This is a genomic window from Pantoea sp. JKS000250, from assembly GCF_003201065.1.
GTDB lineage: Bacteria > Pseudomonadota > Gammaproteobacteria > Enterobacterales > Enterobacteriaceae > Pantoea > Pantoea vagans.
Genome location: NZ_QICZ01000001.1, coordinates 2,022,878 through 2,041,090, shown reverse-complemented (window position 1 = coordinate 2,041,090; position 18,213 = coordinate 2,022,878). Strand labels below are relative to the sequence as shown.

General features: G+C 56.8%; 15 protein-coding genes. 6 read left to right on the top strand and 9 right to left on the bottom strand.

Annotated features, from left to right (window positions below):
- Nucleotides 1-82 precede the first annotated feature (82 nt).
- Nucleotides 83-1,558 carry a ketol-acid reductoisomerase gene (ilvC, locus tag BY447_RS09795; RefSeq protein WP_033784686.1) on the top strand — a complete coding sequence of 492 codons (1,476 nt, stop codon included), beginning with the start codon at nt 83-85 and terminating at the stop codon, nt 1,556-1,558.
- 648 nt (nt 1,559-2,206) lie between these two features.
- Here the strand turns inward: ilvC and BY447_RS09785 are convergent.
- The 3 genes from BY447_RS09785 to BY447_RS09775 all read right to left on the bottom strand — a co-directional run bounded on the left by BY447_RS09785 (nt 2,207) and on the right by BY447_RS09775 (nt 5,775).
- Nucleotides 2,207-3,538 carry an MFS transporter gene (locus tag BY447_RS09785; protein ID WP_110331048.1) on the bottom strand — a complete coding sequence of 444 codons (1,332 nt, stop codon included), beginning with the start codon at nt 3,536-3,538 and terminating at the stop codon, nt 2,207-2,209.
- A gap of 272 nt (nt 3,539-3,810) precedes the next feature.
- Nucleotides 3,811-4,830 carry an inner membrane protein YhjD gene (gene yhjD, locus BY447_RS09780; RefSeq protein WP_110331047.1) on the bottom strand — a complete coding sequence of 340 codons (1,020 nt, stop codon included), beginning with the start codon at nt 4,828-4,830 and terminating at the stop codon, nt 3,811-3,813.
- 45 nt (nt 4,831-4,875) lie between these two features.
- Nucleotides 4,876-5,775, bottom strand: a complete 900-nt coding sequence (locus BY447_RS09775; protein ID WP_013359435.1) for a LysR family transcriptional regulator — start codon at nt 5,773-5,775, stop codon at nt 4,876-4,878.
- Nucleotides 5,776-5,890: 115 nt separating this feature from the next.
- On the opposite strand from BY447_RS09775, the gene BY447_RS09770 reads away from it, so the two are divergent.
- Entirely contained in the window at nt 5,891-6,649 is a 759-nt protein-coding gene (locus BY447_RS09770; protein WP_033734413.1) for an SDR family NAD(P)-dependent oxidoreductase, read from the top strand.
- A gap of 39 nt (nt 6,650-6,688) precedes the next feature.
- Here the strand turns inward: BY447_RS09770 and BY447_RS09765 are convergent, their stop codons facing one another.
- Nucleotides 6,689-7,534: a PhzF family phenazine biosynthesis protein gene (locus BY447_RS09765; protein ID WP_110331046.1), complete on the bottom strand. Its 846-nt coding sequence runs from the start codon at nt 7,532-7,534 to the stop codon at nt 6,689-6,691.
- 106 nt (nt 7,535-7,640) lie between these two features.
- On the opposite strand from BY447_RS09765, the gene BY447_RS09760 reads away from it, so the two are divergent.
- A complete protein-coding gene (locus BY447_RS09760) occupies nt 7,641-8,264 on the top strand; it encodes a glutathione S-transferase family protein (RefSeq protein ID WP_033734411.1) in 624 nt (207 codons plus the stop codon).
- Here BY447_RS09760 and BY447_RS09755 read toward each other — a convergent pair.
- The gene (locus BY447_RS09755; RefSeq protein ID WP_110331045.1) at nt 8,231-9,718 is read right to left on the bottom strand and encodes a PLP-dependent aminotransferase family protein; all 1,488 of its coding nucleotides are present in this window, start codon (nt 9,716-9,718) and stop codon (nt 8,231-8,233) included. The two genes, BY447_RS09760 and BY447_RS09755, sit on opposite strands and share 34 nt — an antisense overlap.
- A gap of 134 nt (nt 9,719-9,852) precedes the next feature.
- Between BY447_RS09755 and BY447_RS09750 the strand changes: the two genes are divergently transcribed.
- Entirely contained in the window at nt 9,853-10,440 is a 588-nt protein-coding gene (locus BY447_RS09750) for a LysE family translocator (RefSeq protein WP_033784262.1), read from the top strand.
- On the opposite strand, the gene BY447_RS09745 is transcribed toward BY447_RS09750, so the two are convergent.
- From BY447_RS09745 to BY447_RS09735, 3 genes are all read right to left on the bottom strand, one after another.
- The gene (locus BY447_RS09745) at nt 10,437-12,821 is read right to left on the bottom strand and encodes a phosphoketolase (protein ID WP_107319144.1); all 2,385 of its coding nucleotides are present in this window, start codon (nt 12,819-12,821) and stop codon (nt 10,437-10,439) included. The two genes, BY447_RS09750 and BY447_RS09745, sit on opposite strands and share 4 nt — an antisense overlap.
- Nucleotides 12,822-12,947: 126 nt before the next feature.
- Complete coding sequence (gene mqo / locus BY447_RS09740) at nt 12,948-14,564, bottom strand: malate dehydrogenase (quinone) (RefSeq protein ID WP_107319143.1); 1,617 nt, start codon at nt 14,562-14,564, stop codon at nt 12,948-12,950.
- Nucleotides 14,565-15,075: 511 nt separating this feature from the next.
- A complete protein-coding gene (locus BY447_RS09735) occupies nt 15,076-15,531 on the bottom strand; it encodes a carboxymuconolactone decarboxylase family protein (RefSeq protein ID WP_110331044.1) in 456 nt (151 codons plus the stop codon).
- 57 nt (nt 15,532-15,588) lie between these two features.
- Between BY447_RS09735 and BY447_RS09730 the strand changes: the two genes are divergently transcribed.
- Nucleotides 15,589-17,025 carry a PLP-dependent aminotransferase family protein gene (locus tag BY447_RS09730; RefSeq protein WP_110331043.1) on the top strand — a complete coding sequence of 479 codons (1,437 nt, stop codon included), beginning with the start codon at nt 15,589-15,591 and terminating at the stop codon, nt 17,023-17,025.
- Here the strand turns inward: BY447_RS09730 and BY447_RS09725 are convergent.
- The gene (locus tag BY447_RS09725; RefSeq protein WP_013359425.1) at nt 17,015-17,257 is read right to left on the bottom strand and encodes a DUF1158 domain-containing protein; all 243 of its coding nucleotides are present in this window, start codon (nt 17,255-17,257) and stop codon (nt 17,015-17,017) included. The two genes, BY447_RS09730 and BY447_RS09725, sit on opposite strands and share 11 nt — an antisense overlap.
- Before the next feature lie 316 nt (nt 17,258-17,573).
- Here BY447_RS09725 and mntP point away from each other — a divergent pair, with 316 nt between their 5' ends.
- Nucleotides 17,574-18,149, top strand: a complete 576-nt coding sequence (gene mntP / locus BY447_RS09720; protein ID WP_110331042.1) for a manganese efflux pump MntP — start codon at nt 17,574-17,576, stop codon at nt 18,147-18,149.
- Nucleotides 18,150-18,213: the final 64 nt, after the last annotated feature.

Sequence of the window (18,213 nt, the reverse complement as noted above, 5' to 3'; positions counted from 1 at the left end):
TCATATGATGGGGTCATTCGCGGCGTTGCATGACACGCCGTTCCTGAACAAAAAAAGCAAACACAACCTTATCGGAGTACCCATGGCTAACTATTTCAACACATTGAACCTGCGCAACCAGCTGGCGCAATTAGGCAAATGTCGTTTCATGGCGCGTGATGAATTCGCGGATGGTGCCAGTTTCCTGAAAGGCAAAAAAGTCGTTATCGTTGGCTGTGGCGCGCAGGGCCTGAACCAGGGTCTGAACATGCGTGATTCAGGTCTGGATGTCGCCTATGCACTGCGTGCCGAAGCGATTGCTGAGAAACGCCCTTCATGGCGCAAAGCGACCGATAACGGTTTCAAAGTGGGTACTTACGAAGATCTGATCCCGCAGGCGGACCTGGTGGTTAACCTGACGCCAGACAAGCAGCACTCTGCAGTGGTTCAGGCTGTTCAGCCGCTGATGAAAGATGGCGCTGCGCTGGGTTACTCGCACGGTTTCAACATCGTTGAAGTGGGCGAAAGCATCCGTAAAGACATCACCGTAGTCATGGTGGCACCGAAGTGCCCGGGTACAGAAGTCCGCGAAGAGTACAAACGCGGCTTTGGTGTTCCGACGCTGATCGCGGTTCACCCGGAAAACGATCCAAAAGGCGAAGGCATGGCGATTGCTAAAGCCTGGGCAGCAGCGACCGGCGGCGATCGTGCTGGCGTTCTGGAGTCCTCCTTCGTTGCAGAAGTGAAATCTGACCTGATGGGTGAGCAGACCATTCTGTGTGGCATGCTGCAGGCGGGTTCACTGCTCTGCTTCGACAAGCTGGTGGCTGAAGGTACGGACCCGGCTTACGCAGAAAAACTGATTCAGTTCGGCTGGGAAACCATTACCGAGTCACTGAAGTTTGGTGGCATCACCCTGATGATGGATCGTCTCTCTAACCCGGCGAAACTGCGCGCTTATGCGCTGTCAGAGCAGCTGAAAACCATCATGGCGCCGCTGTTCCAGAAGCACATGGATGACATCATCTCCGGCGAATTCTCTTCCGGCATGATGGCTGACTGGGCTAACGATGATAAAAACCTGCTGACCTGGCGTGAAGAGACCGGCCAGACCGCATTCGAAACTGCCTCACAGTATGAAGGCAAAATCGAAGAGCAGGAGTACTACGACAAAGGCGTAGTGATGGTTGCAATGGTTAAAGCGGGCGTTGAGCTGGCGTTTGAAACCATGGTCGATGCCGGCATCATCGAAGAGTCTGCTTACTACGAATCACTGCATGAGCTGCCGCTGATTGCGAACACCATCGCACGTAAGCGTCTGTATGAAATGAACGTAGTTATTTCTGATACCGCCGAATATGGTAACTACCTGTTCTCCTTCGCTGCAGTGCCGCTGCTGAAAGAGTTCATGACCACGCTGCAGCCAGGCGATCTGGGTAAAGCTGTTGAAGGCACACAGGTCGACAACGCGCAACTGCGTGACGTTAACGAAGCCGTTCGCCAGCATCCGATTGAAACTGTTGGCCGTAAACTGCGTGGCTACATGACCGATATGAAGCGTATCGCTGTCGCGGGCTAATAGTTTTTTTCACAGTTTTCAGCAAAATAAACCCCGGCTCGCCGGGGTTTTTTGTTTGTGAACACTGCCTGAGCAGTTCACTGGTGGGACTGTGCCTGCATTGCCTGCACTGCTGTAAGACCGTGCCTGCACAGGGAACACGGTCAGATCGGAAAGACGCAAAACCCGCCATCCCTGGTATGCTCGGCCCGCACGATTACGCACCTCATCCCTGAGGTGCGCCCGTAAACGGGCCAACGCTTTGCGTTGTTCAAAAACGCTCCCGGCGTTTTTGTCCACGGCGCGGGACGCTTTCCTCTTCTGCCCGTGTTGCCAATGCCCTCAGACTTCTTAATTGCTGTAAGAATTACCCTGCCTCAGGTTTTATACATTTAAATGCGATTCAGTTTTTTAGAACAGACAACTAATCCACTTAAAGCGATGGGAGCATACGCCTGTAGCAAAGCATCGCGGGCCAGGGATGGACCGCGCTGAGCCCGCCAGGGATGGCGTCTTTTGCGTCTTTGCGAAAGGCGTATGCTCCCTGAGCCTGTCACCTGACCATAAGGCGATGCTTTTTTTAGCCCTTCAGAGCAGTTGTACTCTGTGAGCCCGCTCCATAAAAAAACCCGGCGGCTGCCGGGTTTCACTGACCTTCATCCAACAGGATTAAACGTCATACAATGTCTGGTGACGTGTCTCTTTACAGGCCAGCAACGCTATCAGCGTCAGCACCGCCATCGACGCCAGATACAGCCCCACTGCCTGCAGACCATAACTGGCATTCAGCCAGGTCGCGATGTACGGCGCAACCGAGGCACCCAGAATCGAGGAGAGATTATAGGAGAACGAGGCACCGGTATAACGCACTTCGGTCGGGAACAGCTCCGGCAGCAGCGCGCCCATCGGGCCAAACGTCAGCCCCATAATGCTCAGACCCAGCAGCAGAAACGCCATCACCAGCGCCTGTGAACCGGAACCCAGCATTGCCGGGAACAGGAACGAAAACGCGATAATCATCAGCGTAATGGTAATCATCGTCTTGCGACGACCAAAACGGTCGGCCAGCAAACCGGCAATCGGCACCATCACACCAAAACCAATCACCGCCAGCATCAGCATCCACAGCATACTGTTACGCGGAATGCCCAGACCCGCTGGTGCTGGCGTGGTGCCGTAGCTCATCGAATAGACGGTCATGATATAGAACAGCGTATAGGTCGCCAGCATGATAAAGGTGCCGAGAATGGTGGCGGTCAGATGCTTGCCCAGCAGCGCCGCAATCGGCACGCGAACCTGCTTCTTCTCTTTCTGCACTTTGGCAAACACCGGACTCTCATGCAGCGACACGCGCACATACAGGCCAATCAGCACCAGTACAGCGGAGAGAATAAACGGCACACGCCAGCCCCACTGCATAAACTGTTCATCGGTCAGCAGCCAGGAGAGCAGCAGGAAAGTCCCGTTCGCGAAGAAAAAGCCAATTGGTGCACCCAACTGAGGGAAAGAGCCATAAAGCGCCCGCTTCTTCGCCGGGGCATTTTCCGTCGCCAGCAGTGCCGCGCCACCCCATTCACCGCCCAGTCCCAGCCCCTGACCAAAACGCGCCAGCGCCAGCAGCAGCGGCGCCAGCACACCGATAGTTTCATAGCTCGGCAACAGGCCGATCACCACGGTAGAGATCCCCATGGTCAGCAGCGAGGCAACCAGCGTGGCTTTACGCCCGACGCGATCGCCAAAGTGACCAAACACCGCAGAGCCAATCGGGCGCGCGATAAAGGCGATAGCAAAAGTGGCCAGCGACTGTAGCGTCGCGACCGTGGCATCACCCTGCGGGAAGAAAATGTGCGGGAAAACAATGACCGCAGCAGTGGCATAAATATAGAAGTCAAAGAACTCGATGGCCGTGCCGACCAGCGAGGCAATCACCACTTTACTGCGTGAGTTAACCGGTGTGGGATCCTGCTGTTTGTCGAGTGTATCTGTGAGGGAGGCTTGCATAACTGTTTCTTATTTGTAAATACAGACAAAGAATCTTACGCATCTGCCAGAGCGCATTCAATGATGAAAACCCGCGCCGCGTCTGGCTTCAGAGGGCAAAAAGAGGATAATTTCTGTGGTGTGACGAATGCCGGGCGATACCGGGGTAAACCGGACGATATCTGGCGGGATACTCTAAGAAAGGGCTAAATAAAAGTGACCCCTCAGCTATTCATCCTGTTATCTGGTGAAAAAATAGCCGAAGGGTGACATTTTCCGCTGTTGTTAACGGATTACGATGCTTTGTGGCGGGATGCGCTGCCCGCTTCCGGCATCTGAGGGTCGTCTTTATATTTGGCCGTCGCGATCCACGCTGCACAGAACAGCGTCAGACGGGCGAAGAAATAGAAGAACGCCATCAGACCGAGTACAGAACCAAAGGCTGCACCGGAAGGTGAGGTCGCCAGCTTCGGCAGCGTCAGCGTCATCACAAACTTAATCACCTCAAAGCCGATTGCCGCCAGCAGGGTGCCGCGGAACAGTGCTTTCTTGCGCGGCTTATGACGCGGCAGGATCCAGAAAATCCAGAGGAACAACAGATAGTTCGCCAGAACGGAAATCGACGTGGCGATAATGGTCAGGGCAGGCCGTAACCACTCAATGCCATCCAGCCCCAGCGCACTCACAATGGTCGCCTGGGCAGAACCGGCCACCGAGGTCAGCGACAGCGTAATCACCAGCGCCAGCATCAGACCCGTCAGCGACAGGAAGTCGCGAATATAACGCTTCCAGATCTTCTCTTTGTCATCCGGTTTACGTTCCCACACGTCGCGCGACTGGGCGCGGATCGCTTCACGCAGATTACCCATCCAGTTAAGACCGGAGTAGAGCGCCAGCAGCAAACCGGTGATACCCACGGTGGCGCGCTGCTGAATGGCGGTATTCACCGTATTCTTCAGCGTGGTTGCCAGCGTCGGGTCACTGATGCTGCTGACGATTTTGTTGATGATATCGGTCAGCAGATCCTGATTCGATGCCAGCACAAAACCCACGGCGGCAAACGACACCATCAGAATGGGGATCAGTGATAAAAATGAAAAATAAGTAATGGCTGCGCCAAACTGGCTGCCGAGTCGGTCATTAAAGCGGTCGAGAGCGCGAATAAAATGCGCCACCGCCGGAATAGACTGGAACCAGGTGGCGAAGCGCGACACGCGAACAATCGACTTATCCACGGTGTGATTGCCGGTTTTAATATCGATAAGCGGCTTTTCTGGCTGCATATCCTGCGGGTTTTCCTGCTTGTCTGTCATAGACCTTCACTGTCCTGTTTATCATTAAAATCAAAGTATAGCCGCTCAGGTGACGTACTCCTGTAACACCTGACTCAGCCACTCCATAAATACCCTTACGCGGCGTGCCACATTGCGCCGGTGCGGATAGAGCAGATGGATCGGCATCGGCCTGGCGGGAAAGCGATGCAGCACTTCCACCAGCTCGCCCCTTTCCAGTAATGTCTGAATCCCGGCGGCGGGCACCTGAATAATTCCCAGCCCTGCCAGACAGGCGGCGCGGTAGGTTTCCGTGCTGTTCACCGTCACCACGCCACCGGTATGAACGTAATGGCACTGCCTGCCATCAAAATATTCAAAGCCGGGTGAGGCCTGACCGAGCTGCTGGCTGTAATGCACCATCGCATGCTGCGACAGCTCTTCCAGCCGGATTGGCATGCCGAACCGCGAAAGGTAGCCAGGGCTGGCGCAGTTGATCAAGGTATGGGTACCAATTTTTCGCGCAATCAGCCCCGAATCCTTCAGCTCACCGACCCGGATGACGCAGTCAAATCCTTCCCGGATCACATCCACCTGTCGGTCGCTGCTGCTCAGCTCAATTTCCACGCCCGGGTAGTGCTGTAGAAATTCCGGCAGCCTTGGCAGGATAAAGCCGGTGGCCATCGCCACTGACATGTCGACCCGGAGTTTACCGCTGAGCGAAGCGGGCTCGTGCTGAAACAGGCTGTCCATATCGTCAATCATCGATAACAGATCCAGGCAGCGGTCGTAATAGACCAGGCCATCCTGGGTTAGTTGCACCCGGCGCGTGGTGCGATGCAGCAAACGTGTTGCCATTTGATTCTCCAGCGCCTGAATCTGTCGCGATACGCTGCCTTTGGGTATACCTAAACTCTCTGCCGCGCGGGTAAAACTGCCCATTTCGGCCACCCGTACAAACACCTGCATTGCGTGAATTTTGTCCATGTTGTTCACCGATTGTTGTTTTTATTGAAACAGTGATACGCGTTTAACCCTGTTTATAGATCAATAATTCGCGAATATCCTTAAATCGTGTTCAATTTTTCAACAGGTGTGTGAGATGAATCAGAAAGTGGCATTAATTACCGGTGCAAACCGCGGTTTAGGCCGCAATGGGGCCTTAAAACTGGCTGCCAGAGGGACAGATATTATTCTGACTTACCGCAGCCATGCCGATGAGGCGCAGTCGGTTGTAAAGGAAATTGAAGCGCTGGGACAGCGCGCCGTGGCGCTGGCGCTGGATGTCGGCGAAACCGGGCAGTTTGATCGCTTTGTCGGTGAGGTGAAAGAAGTACTGCAACAGCAGTGGCAGCGTGAGCGCTTTGACTATTTAGTGAACAACGCCGGTCATGGACACTACAAGCCGTTTACCGACACCACCGAGGCGGAATTTGATGCACTGGTGAATGTGCATTTCAAAGGGCCTTACTTCCTGACCCAGAAACTGCTGCCGCTGATTAACGACGGGGGTCGCATCCTGAATATCTCCAGCGGTCTGACCCGCCTGGTCTATCCTGGCTCCGCGACCTATGCGTCGATGAAAGGGGCGATGGAGGTCCTGACGCGCTATCAGGCGAAAGAGCTGGGTGAACGCCGCATTCGCGTCAATATTCTGGCACCTGGCGCAATAGAGACTGACTTTGGCGGAGGACGTGTGCGTGATACCCGCGAGATTAACGACCAGATTGCCGGGCTGACGGCACTGGGTCGGGTCGGATTGCCGGATGATATCGGCGACGCTATCAGCGCAATCCTCAGTGACGAAACCGGCTGGATCACCGCCCAGCGCATTGAAGCGTCCGGCGGGCAGGGAATTTAACCCCGGGCGGCGTCGCGGAAAACACGACGCCGCCGCCTTTCACAGCGTAATGGTGCCATCGATGACGGTCACGGTATTGCCGCCAATCCAGATGGTCTCACCGGCAAAGGTCACATTCACCCGCCCCGCGCGCTGCAGGGCCGTGCCCTGGCGAACGCGATAGGGGGTGGTTTGCCCCGCCGCGGCAAAGTAACGCGCCAGACAGGCGTTGGCGCTGCCGGTCACCGGATCTTCGGTCAGGCTGCCATTCTCCACCAGCAGACCGCGCACTTCATACTGTTCAGGCTCGCCAGTGGGCAGGCGGCCAAAGGGCATGATGCCCGAGACACCCGCATGCTGAATCAGACGCTGCAATTCACTGACATCGGGCTGCAGCGCCAGTACCGCTTCAGCGCTGATCATCGGTATGAGCAGCCAGCGAATCCCCATGTCCACTACCGTCGGGCTTTGCGTCAGGTCGAACGCATCGCTGTTTAAGGCGTTACTCATCCGCGCATCCTGCCAGGGCATCAGCGTGGCAGCCGGCGCGGCAAATGCCAGGCCCGCGTCACCTATCTTCACCGTCACGTTACCGACGCCGCACTCCTGCACGATTTCACCTGGCGTGCGGGTTGGCCATCCCGCCTCCAGCAGCGCATGGGCGGTGCCCAGCGTCGGATGACCGGCAAACGGCAGTTCCCCTTCAACGGTAAAAATACGCACCCGATAGTCCGCCTCTTCATGCTGAGGCGCCAGGACAAAGGTGGTTTCCGACAGGTTTGTCCAGCGGGCAATCGCCGCCAGCTGGCTGTCGCTTAACCCCTGAGCATCCATGATCACCGCCAGCGGATTGCCGTTAAAGGCTGATGAGGTAAACACATCGACTTGCTTAAACGCGACCTTCATTGTGACTCCTTGCTCTGGGCTCAGTGTGGCCTTTTCTCTGCCGGATGATTGCTTATAACAGCTAACAGCGTTATCAATAAGTTAAAGATTTTACCGGAGACTGTGAATGCTGACGATCCTGGGACGCGCCTCCTCAATCAACGTGCGCAAAGTATTATGGCTGTGTGACGAGCTGGACCTTGATTACCAGCGCGAAGAGTGGGGCGACGGCTTCCGTTCAACGCACCTGCCCGAATTTATGGCACTCAACCCGAATGCGATGGTGCCAGTACTGAAAGATGATGACTTTGTGATGTGGGAATCCAACGCCATTCTGCGCTATCTGGCGAACGCCTATGGCGGTGAATGGCTTTATCCTCTGCATCCGCAGACGCGTGCGCCTGTTGATCAGTGGATGGACTGGCAATCCACCGAACTCAACACCTCATGGCGCTACGCCTTTATGTCGCTGGTGCGAAACTCACCGGCCCATCAGGACCCGCGACTGCTGGCTGCAGCCAGCAAAGGCTGGGCGCACACCATGAGCATTCTCAATCAGCAACTGGAAAAAACCGGCCGCTACGTCGCCGGACGCAATTTTACCCTGGCAGACATTCCGATTGGCCTGGCGGTAAACCGCTGGTTTGAAACCCCGCTCGATCATCCCGACTATCCGGCGGTGCGAACCTATTACGAGCGTCTGACTGAACGTCGCGGCTATACCGTCTGGGGTCGCAACGGTACACCCTGAGCTTCGCCGCACGGCACGCCTGCCAGTTCACAGGCGATTTCGCCCGCGCGCTGAATCGCCCGGGTGTAGCGGGCATCAAACGGATAGCAGCAGGAGAGACGCAGCGCATGGTTGTAGCGCTCACTCAATGAATAGAGCGCGCCAGGCGTGACGCAAATCTGCTCCTGCAGCAGCCGATCAAACATCTCGGTGGTATTCACGCCGCCCGGTAACTCGACCCAGAAAACAAACCCACCGCGCGGCAGCGTCGCGCGGGTTCCCACCGGGAAGTAGCGTGCGATCAGACCGCGCGCCTCATCCAGATTGGCCGCGTAGCGACGACGCAGCGTGCGCAGATGATGGTCGTAACCGCCGGACGCAAGAAACTCCGCCAGCGTTTCCGAGAGCAGGGCGGATTCGGCCATCGACGATACTGCTTTCAGTCGGGCAATTGCGTCATGAAAACGGCCTGCGGCGGTCCAGCCAAGTCGAAAATCGGGTGCCACGGTTTTGGTAAAGCTGGTGCAGTAAATCACCCAGCCATCGCGATCAAAGGCTTTCACGGCGGGCGAGAGCGGCCAGTCGAACTGCAACTCGTCATACAGCCCGTCTTCTATCAGCGGAACGTGGTAAGTATTCACTAACTTCGCCAGCCGCTTCTTATTCTCCAGCGACATGCCGCAGCCCAGCGGGTTCTGCACGCTGGGCATTGCAATCAGTGCCTTAATACGCTGCTCCTGCAGCAGCATCTCCAGCGCATCCAGCGACAGGCCATGTTGCGGATCGGTAGGGATTTCCAGCGCCTTCAGGCCCAGCGACCCCAGCAGCGGGAAGAGGAAGAAGTAAGTCGGCGACTCCAGCCCGACACAGTCGCCGGGCTGCGTCACCGCCCGCAGCGCCAGCTGAAGCGCTTCCATGCAGCCGTGGGTCAGGGTGATCTCATCGGCGGTGAGCGTTTGCCCGGCGTGCAGCGCCCGTCGCGCAATCTCCTCCCGTAAGCGCTCACTACCGGGCGGAAGTGCATAGCGCCCGATAATGTTGGGATGACGGCGCAGCAGTGAGGCGGTAATCCGGGCAATGCGCGCCGCCGGAAACAGCTCACTGTCCTGCGGGCAGGCCAGCGAGATATTGGTGTAGTCGGGATGGTTCTGCGCTGCAAACACCTTATCAATCAGGTCGAGCTTGCCGCTGCTCGGGTCGCGTACCCGGGCTTTATGCTGACCGTGACGGGTGACGGCGGGCAATACGCCACGCACGTAATAGCCCGACTGCGGACGCGCCTCAATCAGCCCGCGATCTTCCAGCAGCTGCCAGGCATTCAGCACCGTATTGACGCTGACCTGGTGTGACTGAGCGACGCGGCGAATCGCCGGCAGGCGTTTACCGGGTTTCAGCGTGCCCTGATGGATGGCCTCAGCGAAGCTGTCTGCCAGCTGCTGATAGAGTGGCTGATCGGAAGTGAGAGCAAGGGACACAGTAGCCTCCGGCGTAGATGGGTACAATTGCTGTTAACGGTAACTGTAACCATAACAATAGTAATTTTGTGTCACTGTTACCATCTCTTTATCCGCCGTAGCATAGAACTCTGTCCACTTTCAGGAGAGCCACTATGCTCGATCCCTCTTTCTTCAGTTACGTCACCGTGATGTCCATTACGCCAGGCCCGAACAATCTGTTGCTGGCGACGTCCGGCGTCAATTTTGGCATGCGACGGACCCTGCCGATGGTGTTTGGCATTTTAGTGGGCTGCGCGTTACAGACGGTGATTGCCGGGATGGCGCTGGAAATATTGCTGCACTGGATGGCGGCGATTCGCCTGCCGCTGACGCTGGCAGGCTGTACCTATCTGATGTGGTTATCCTGGAAAATTTTTCGCGCCGGTGCACCGGAAGCGCGAACCCGACCACAGCCGATGACGCTGGTGGGCGGTGCCTGCTTCCAGGCGATCAACCCCAAAGCCTGGCTGATGGCCACTAACGTCGCGCTGCTCTACACCGGCAGCAGCGGCGTGCTGACGGTGATGATCGGCTTTATGCTGCTCAATCTGCCCTGCATCCTGATCTGGGCTGCGCTGGGCGATCGCCTGCGCAGCCATCTGCAGATTGCCTGGAAGCGTCAGCTTTTTAACAGCCTGATGGCGCTGTCATTGGTGGCGACCACCGTCTGGATGCTGACCGACGCGCTGCTGGCCGCTTAATCGGGCGCACCGGGTGCGGTGGCCGACGGCCATTTCCAGTTCTGCACCTCCGGCAAATCTTCGCCATGTTCACGGACATAGCGGTGATGTTCCGCCAGACGCTGCTGTAAATCCTCCAGCAGCTCGGGATGGGCGTCGGCCAGACCCGGCACCCGCAGAATCACCTCCTGCGCCAGATGATAACGGTCAAGCTCGTTCAGCACCGTCATATCAAATGGCGTGGTGGTGGTTCCCTCTTCATTGAAGCCACGCACATGGAAGTTGCGATGATTGGTACGCGCATAGGTCAGCCGATGTATCAGCGCCGGATAGCCGTGGAAGGCAAAAATCACCGGCTTATCCTGGGTAAACAGGGCGTCGAATTCCGCATCAGATTTGCCATGCGGATGCTTATCCTGTGGCTGCAGCGCCAGTAAATCGACCACGTTCACCACCCGGATGCGCAGTTCGGGCAGCATCTCGCGCAGCAGATCCACCGCCGCCATTGTCTCCATGGTCGGCACATCACCGGCACAGGCCATCACCACATCCGGCTGTTCATTCTCCGGCGTCGTGCCTGCCCAGCGCCACTCGCCCATTCCCGCTTCGCAATGCGTCACGGCACTGGCCATATCCAGCCACTGCGGCGCTGGCTGTTTGCCCGCGACAATCACATTGATCCGATTCCAGGTGCGCAGGCAGTGATCGCCAACCCACAGTAGCGTATTGGCATCGGGCGGCAGATAAATGCGCACGATATCCGCTTTCTTGTTGGCAACGTGATCCATAAAGCCCGGATCCTGATGGCTATAGCCGTTGTGATCCTGTCGCCAGACGTGGGAAGAGAGCAGGTAGTTCAGCGATGAAATCGGCTTACGCCAGCCCAGCTTACGCGACACTTTCAGCCACTTGGCATGCTGGTTAAACATCGAATCGACAATGTGGATAAAGGCTTCATAGCAGTTGAACAGCCCGTGACGGCCGGTCAGCAGATAACCTTCCAGCCAGCCCTGACACTGATGCTCACTGAGGATTTCCATCACCCGGCCATCCCGCGCCAGCTGCTCATCGTACGGCTCGGTTCGTTCCAGCCAGGTGCGGCTGGTCACGTCGAACACTGGCGTCAGGCGGTTAGAGGCGGTTTCATCCGGGCCAAACAGGCGGAAATTATCGCGGTTGCGCTGGAACAGCACGCTGAGATAGCGGCCCAGATGCTCCGTGGCCTGCGCCATCTCTGTGCCTGGCTCGCTGACCTTGCAGGCAAACTCCGCCAGCGCAGGCGTATCCAGCTCGCGGCGCAGCAGGCCGCCATTGGCATAGGGTGATGCACCCATGCGTTTATCGCCTTCCGGTGCCAGCGCCTGCAGTTCCGGTTTTAAGCGACCCTGTTCATCAAACAGGTCATCGGGCTGATAGCTGCGCATCCACGTCTCAAGGATTTGACGATGACCGTCATCTTCACGACAGGCCGCAACCGGCACCTGATGCGCCCGCCAGAAGTCCTCCACTTTCTTACCGTCGACCGTTTTGGGGCCGGTCCAGCCTTTGGGACTGCGCAGAATAATCATCGGCCAGCGCGGCACATCGTCACTGGCGTTGCCGCTGCGGGCTTCACGCTGATACGCGGCGATTTTACTGAAGGCGTTATCCAGCGCCTCCGCCATCAGCGGATGCATTTTTTCCGGGTCATGCCCGCTGACAAACAGCGGTTCATAACCGTAGCCGCTGAATAGCTGGTGGAGATCGTCGTCGCTGCTGCGACCCAGCAATGTCGGGTTGGCAATCTTATAACCGTTGAGATGCAGAATCGGCAGCACCGCGCCGTCACGTTCAGGATTGAGGAATTTGATGCCGTGCCAGCTGGAGGCCAGCGGGCCGGTCTCGGCTTCACCGTCGCCAATCACGCACGGCACCACCAGATCGGGATTATCGAAAGCGGCACCAAAGGCATGGGAGAGCGAATAGCCCAGCTCACCGCCTTCATTAATCGAGCCGGGGGTTTCCGGTGCTGCGTGGCTGGGAATGCCGCCCGGAAACGAGAACTGCTTAAACAGGCGCTGCATGCCCGCTGCATCCGGGGAGATGTGCGGATAAATTTCGCTGTAGCTGCCCTCCAGCCAGGTATTTGCCACCATGCCGGGGCCGCCGTGTCCGGGCCCGCAGATGTAGATCATATTCAGGTTCTGTTTGCGGATAACACGGTTGAGATGGGCATAGATAAAATTCAGCCCTGGCGTGGTGCCCCAGTGGCCCAGCAGACGCGGTTTGATGTGCTCCGGTTTGAGCGGTTCGCGTAACAGTGGGTTATCCATCAGGTAAATCTGTCCGACGGAGAGGTAATTTGCTGCCCGCCAGTAGCGGTCGATCAGCGTGAATTCCGGTAACGCAGGGGAGTAAGACATGCCGGTTCCTCTTGAGCGTTCAGCTAAAAGATGCCTTAACCCTAATAGAGAATACCCGGTACGACCAGGCAACCGGCCAATAAAAAAGGCCCCGCAGTGCGGAGCCTCTTTATCAATGGCGCTGAATTACTTGCCGACGACGAATGCGGTTTCCCGTCCTTCATCGTTGGCCGCCATCGGGGTGACCGGCGAGTAATCGAGATGCAGAATGCGGCTGGTTTCAGCTAACACTTTCTCTGTCAGTGCCACGTCACCGTTCAGTTTGCGACCCCAAGAAGGGATCACCGCACGGATTTTGTTCTGCCATTCCGGCGAAGCCATCTGCTCAGGACAGACCTTGTGCAGCAGCTCCAGCATGATCGGTGCCGCGGTAGAGGCACCTGGCGACGCACCCAGCAGCGCTGAAATCGTACCATCCTGTGAGGCAACCACTTCGGTGCCCAGACGCAATACCGCGCCTTCTTTCTCATCTTTCTTGATGATCTGCACACGCTGACCGGCAGTGACTAAACGCCAGTCCTCCTGCTTCGCCTGCGGTACATAGGCGCGCAGGGCGTCCATCCGGTCGCGATCGCTTTGCAGCACCTGATCCATCAGGTATTTCACCAGGTCAAAACTTTTCAGCCCCACTTTCACCATCGGCAGCATATTGCTGCTGTTCAGCGAGGTGAACATATCCATCAGCGAACCCTGCTTCAGGAACTTGGTTGAGAAGGTGGCGAACGGACCAAACAGCAATACCTGCTTGCCATCCAGCACGCGGGTGTCGACGTGCGGCACTGACATCGGTGGTGCACCGACGCTGGCTTTACCGTAGACCTTCGCCATGTGCTGCGCGACGACCTGCGGATTTTCAGTGACCAGGAACGAACCGCCCACCGGGAAGCCGGCGTAGCCGTTGGCTTCCGGGATACCGGCTTTCTGCAACAGCGGTAACGCCGCGCCGCCCGCACCGATAAAGATTTTACCTGCCGTCAGTGTACGACGCGTGCCGCTGTTCAGACACTGCAGGGTGACCTGCCAGCGACCATCAGCGAGCTGCTTCAGCTCACGCACTTCCTGGCGCAGACGCAGCTGGAAATTCGCTTTCTTCTCTAATGCGGCAATCAGCTGACGGGTGATTTCACCGAAGTTCACATCGGTGCCCATCTCTGTCCAGGTCGCGGCCACTTTCTGGCTGCGGTCACGGCCATTCATTACCAGCGGGATCCAGCGGGCGATCTGCTGCGGATCTTCAGAGTAGGCCATGCCACGGAACAGGGTACTCTTCTGCAGCGCACTGAAACGCTTGCGCAGGAACTCGACATTGTCGTCGCCCCAGACGAAGCTCATGTGTGGCGTGCTGTGAATAAAGCTTTCAGGGTTGCGCAGATTGCCTTTCTGGACCTGATAAGCCCAGAACTGGCGGGAAATCTGGAACGATTCGTTGATCGTTACCGCTTTGGAGATGTCGATGCTGCCATCCGCCTGCTGAGGCGTATAGTTCAGCTCCGCCAGCGCCGCATGACCGGTGCCCGCGTTATTCCAGCCGTTGGACGACTCTTCGGCCACGCTGTCGAGCCGCTCCACCATTTCGATGGACCAGTCCGGCTCTAAGTCCTGCAGCCATGCACCGAGGGTAGCGCTCATCACACCTGCGCCAATCAGCAGCACGTCAACGTCTTTGCGCTCCTGCGCGGTAGTAGTGGTGTCCTTTGCCATGGCACTCATCGCGAGCGCAAGGTTTATAGCTGAATTGCACATGAGGCGACATCTCCTCTTCTGTTGACCTGAAGCCCAACAGTTTCGCAGGCGAAATAGTCACGCTTCTTTCGAGCGCGTTGCGCTATTTCTCAAAGGTTAAGTCTCAGGTATAGGGTTAAAGCGGTGATAACGCGTTAACTGCACGTTATGCTTTGTCATCCGAATATAACATTCTCGCATCTGAATTAAACATTTGTTTATTTTTTAAATGCAGAAATGATTCAGCATAAGAATTAATCATCACGGGCAGTGGCGTATTAGCGGTTTTTTAGAGTGAAGTCAGTAGGTTAACTGAAAAGAGTTGTTGCGTAAAAGCCCTATGCTGGTGCAACGCAGAAATGGGTGCAAACGGTGCGGAATTATTTAATTCGCTGAAATTTAGCGATTTATTATGCAATAAGGAATAACAGGAATCAGGTGAAGAAAGCCTGAATAGCTGCTTGTGTAAAAATAATGTTACATTTTTGTGAGTCTGAAAATGCGTGCACGCCGGTGCACGCATCGGATTCACTTATGACTGATTCGCACTGGCAGGCAGCTTTTTCAGACTTATCGCCATGCGGTTATAGGTGTTCATCAGGCCAATGGCGATGTTCAGATCGACAATCTCTTTCTCGCTAAACTGCGCTTTTAATGTGTCATAGCAGGCATCCGGCGCGCCCTGCTGAGCAATCAGCGTCAGGCATTCAGCCCAGTGCAGGGCCGCTTTCTCTTTATCGCTGAACAGCGTGCCGGATTCTTGCCAGACCTGGGTCAATACGATCTTATCCCAGCCCATACCTGATTTATTCAGCGCTTTAGTATGTAAATCAATGCAGTAAGCGCAGCCGTTAATCTGCGATATGCGCAGGAACAGCAGTTCCAGTAAAGTGAGCGGCAGATCGGTTTGCGCCAGATAACTGTACACGCCGCCCAGCGCTTTCATGCCTGCTGGTGCCGCACTGTGAAAATCGATACGTTCGCTCATCTTATTGCCTCCTGGGGTTGATGAGGCGATTCTCGGCCTTTCAATGGAGCAGATAAAGTGCCAAAAAATGAAAGTCTGACTGGTCCATCGCCGCTTTCGACGCTGACGCTCCAGCGCGGCACGTCACGTGGCCTCAGCGAACAGCTACGCCAGCTGATTGAGCAGGCGATTGTTGAAGGACGCTTGCCGCCCGGTGCGCGTTTGCCTTCCTGTCGCGATCTGGCGGCACAGCTCGGCGTGGCGCGCGGCACCGTTCGCGCCAGCTATGACATGCTGGTCGATGGTCAGTTTCTGCAGGCCAGAGGCGCGGCGGGCACCTTCGTCAGCGCACTACCGCCGTTAAAACCGGCCATCGCCAGTGCTGAACGCCAGCTGCTGGCGGGCACAGAAGCGGCTGAAGCGCCTCCGCTGACCTTTCAGATGGGGATTCCGGCCAGTGATGCGTTTCCGGTTAAAGTCTGGCTGCGCATTCTGCAGCGTCAGGCGCGCATGCAGGTCAGCAGACCGGCCTGTTATCCCGATCCACGCGGCGGCTTAACGCTGCGCCAGGCGCTGGTGGCCTATCTGGCAGTGGCGCGTGGCCTGCGCTGTCAGGCGGACCAGATCATTATTACCAGCGGCTATGCGGGTGCGATGGGCCTGATTGGCCTGGCGATGGATTTTCAGGGCAAAACGGCCTGGCTGGAAGATCCCGGATTCTGGGTGGCGCGTCGCGCGGTTGACGCGCTGCGCGTTACGCCGGTAGCCGTGCCGGTAGATGCTGAAGGGTTACAGATGGAGGCGGGGATGGTCCGCGCGCCGGATGCCGCTTTCGCGCTGGTCACGCCAGGACAGCAGGCGCCGCTTGGCATGACGATGAGCCTGGCGCGCCGCCATGCATTACTGAACTGGGCCAGCCGCGAGCAGCGCTGGATTATCGAAGATGACTATCTCGGCGAGCTTCAGCCCGGCAATCGCGCGGCACCGGCACTGGCTGCGCTCGACAGCGAAGGGCGGGTATTGCACATCGGCACCTTCAGTAAGACGCTGACGCCGCAATTGAGGCTCGGTTTTATCGTAGTTCCGCCGGCGCTGACGACCCGGTTCGGCGAAGTGTGTGCATTGCTTGCGCCAGCCTCTTCGGGATTGCTGCACAATGCGGTAGCGGAGTTTCTGCGTGAAGGTCACTTTATGCGGCATTTGCGGCGCATGAAGCGCGTCTATCAGGAGCGACTGGAACAGATGATCGCGGCGCTCCATCCTTACTTTCCCGACCTGCAACGCGCCGGGCTGGCGGTGATTGTCCGCTTACCCGCCGGTACGACGGATGAGGTGATTGCGCAGCAGGCAGCAGAGTGGGGCATGGCACCGTCGCCGCTGTCGATCTGGTATCAGCAGGCCGATCAGCGCGCGGCGGGCCTGATACTGGGTGCGGCACATCTGCCGCGTGAGGGTTATGCGCGTAGCGCCGAACGGCTAAAAGCGCTGGTCGATGCGCAGGCGGTCAGCTCCTGAACCAGCGACGCCAGACAAAGCGAATCACAAAAAACTCCAGTGCGCCGAGCACTAAAAACCAGACGCAAAACACCACCGTGTAGAGCTGATTCAGATCCTGCAAATGGAACATCTGCAACAGATGCTGCGCCACCGTCACGCTAAAAGCGGGCGCGGGCAGCAGCAGCGCCGAGAGAAAGCCCAGCAGCAAAATGCCACCCGGCACGATCAATGTCTCAAAAGGGTTATTCATAACCGGTTTCCCATATTTATCAGCCCGGCATTTTCCGGTAATCGGCGACAGGGTTCAATGGTGGCGTGCGGCAAAGCGCCATCCCGCAGCCTGAACCGGTCAGGTCAGCCCGGAGAAAATGCTTTGCCACCATCGACTTAGCGCCATTCATAGCGAATGATAAGAGTTATAGCCTTTGCTATACTTAAATCCCTGATTTTACTGTCTTTTTATCTTTGAGTTTGCGTGGTAGACTGCGCCCACTTTTTCATAACTGAACACTTTGTGTGGTGAATTCAGCGTGAATTTCCGCTTTTTCGCCCCAGGTGAATAAATCATGACCTTTATTGCCACTTTAATTCTTGCACTGGGTATGTCGATGGACGCGTTTGCTGCTGCGCTGGGCAAAGGTGCCACGCTGCATCGTCCTGGTTTTAAAGAAGCGCTGCGTACCGGTCTGATCTTTGGCTCTATTGAAGCGCTGACTCCACTGATTGGCTGGGCGCTTGGCCTGGCCGCCAGCCGTTACATTATGGCGTGGGATCACTGGGTTGCCTTCAGCCTGCTGGTGTTTCTGGGTGGCCGTATGATGATGGAAGGTTTCCGTCAGACGGCCGTTGCAGAACCCTGCGAAGCGCCGCAAAGTCATGGTTTTATGGTGCTGGCAACCACCGCCGTCGCGACCAGCCTGGATGCGCTGGCGGTCGGTGTCGGTCTGGCTTTCCTGCAGGTGAATATCATCACCACCGCGCTGACCATTGGTGCTGCTACCACGGTAATGGCGACGACAGGCGTACTGGTCGGGCGCTTTATCGGTCCGGTACTCGGCAAGTGGGCGGAAGTGCTGGGTGGCGTGGTCTTAATCGCTGTAGGCTCCACCATTCTGTTGCAACATCTTGGCTACACCGCCTAGGGCTTTTGCACACAAAAGCGGCATTTTTGTGATCTGGTTCAAATTTATTTGCTGTTAAAACGCA

Excerpts from the sequence above, each read along its gene's own strand:
- BY447_RS09760 (WP_033734411.1), top strand. The coding sequence starts at position 7,641 with ATGCTGACGATCCTGGGACGCGCCTCCTCAATCAACGTGCGCAAAGTA.
- BY447_RS09770 (WP_033734413.1), top strand. The coding sequence starts at position 5,891 with ATGAATCAGAAAGTGGCATTAATTACCGGTGCAAACCGCGGTTTAGGC.
- mqo (WP_107319143.1), bottom strand. The coding sequence starts at position 14,564 with ATGTGCAATTCAGCTATAAACCTTGCGCTCGCGATGAGTGCCATGGCA.
- ilvC (WP_033784686.1), top strand. The coding sequence starts at position 83 with ATGGCTAACTATTTCAACACATTGAACCTGCGCAACCAGCTGGCGCAA.
- BY447_RS09745 (WP_107319144.1), bottom strand. The coding sequence starts at position 12,821 with ATGTCTTACTCCCCTGCGTTACCGGAATTCACGCTGATCGACCGCTAC.
- BY447_RS09775 (WP_013359435.1), bottom strand. The coding sequence starts at position 5,775 with ATGGACAAAATTCACGCAATGCAGGTGTTTGTACGGGTGGCCGAAATG.
- BY447_RS09750 (WP_033784262.1), top strand. The coding sequence starts at position 9,853 with ATGCTCGATCCCTCTTTCTTCAGTTACGTCACCGTGATGTCCATTACG.
- mntP (WP_110331042.1), top strand. The coding sequence starts at position 17,574 with ATGACCTTTATTGCCACTTTAATTCTTGCACTGGGTATGTCGATGGAC.
- BY447_RS09735 (WP_110331044.1), bottom strand. The coding sequence starts at position 15,531 with ATGAGCGAACGTATCGATTTTCACAGTGCGGCACCAGCAGGCATGAAA.
- BY447_RS09765 (WP_110331046.1), bottom strand. The coding sequence starts at position 7,534 with ATGAAGGTCGCGTTTAAGCAAGTCGATGTGTTTACCTCATCAGCCTTT.
- yhjD (WP_110331047.1), bottom strand. The coding sequence starts at position 4,830 with ATGACAGACAAGCAGGAAAACCCGCAGGATATGCAGCCAGAAAAGCCG.
- BY447_RS09725 (WP_013359425.1), bottom strand. The coding sequence starts at position 17,257 with ATGAATAACCCTTTTGAGACATTGATCGTGCCGGGTGGCATTTTGCTG.
- BY447_RS09785 (WP_110331048.1), bottom strand. The coding sequence starts at position 3,538 with ATGCAAGCCTCCCTCACAGATACACTCGACAAACAGCAGGATCCCACA.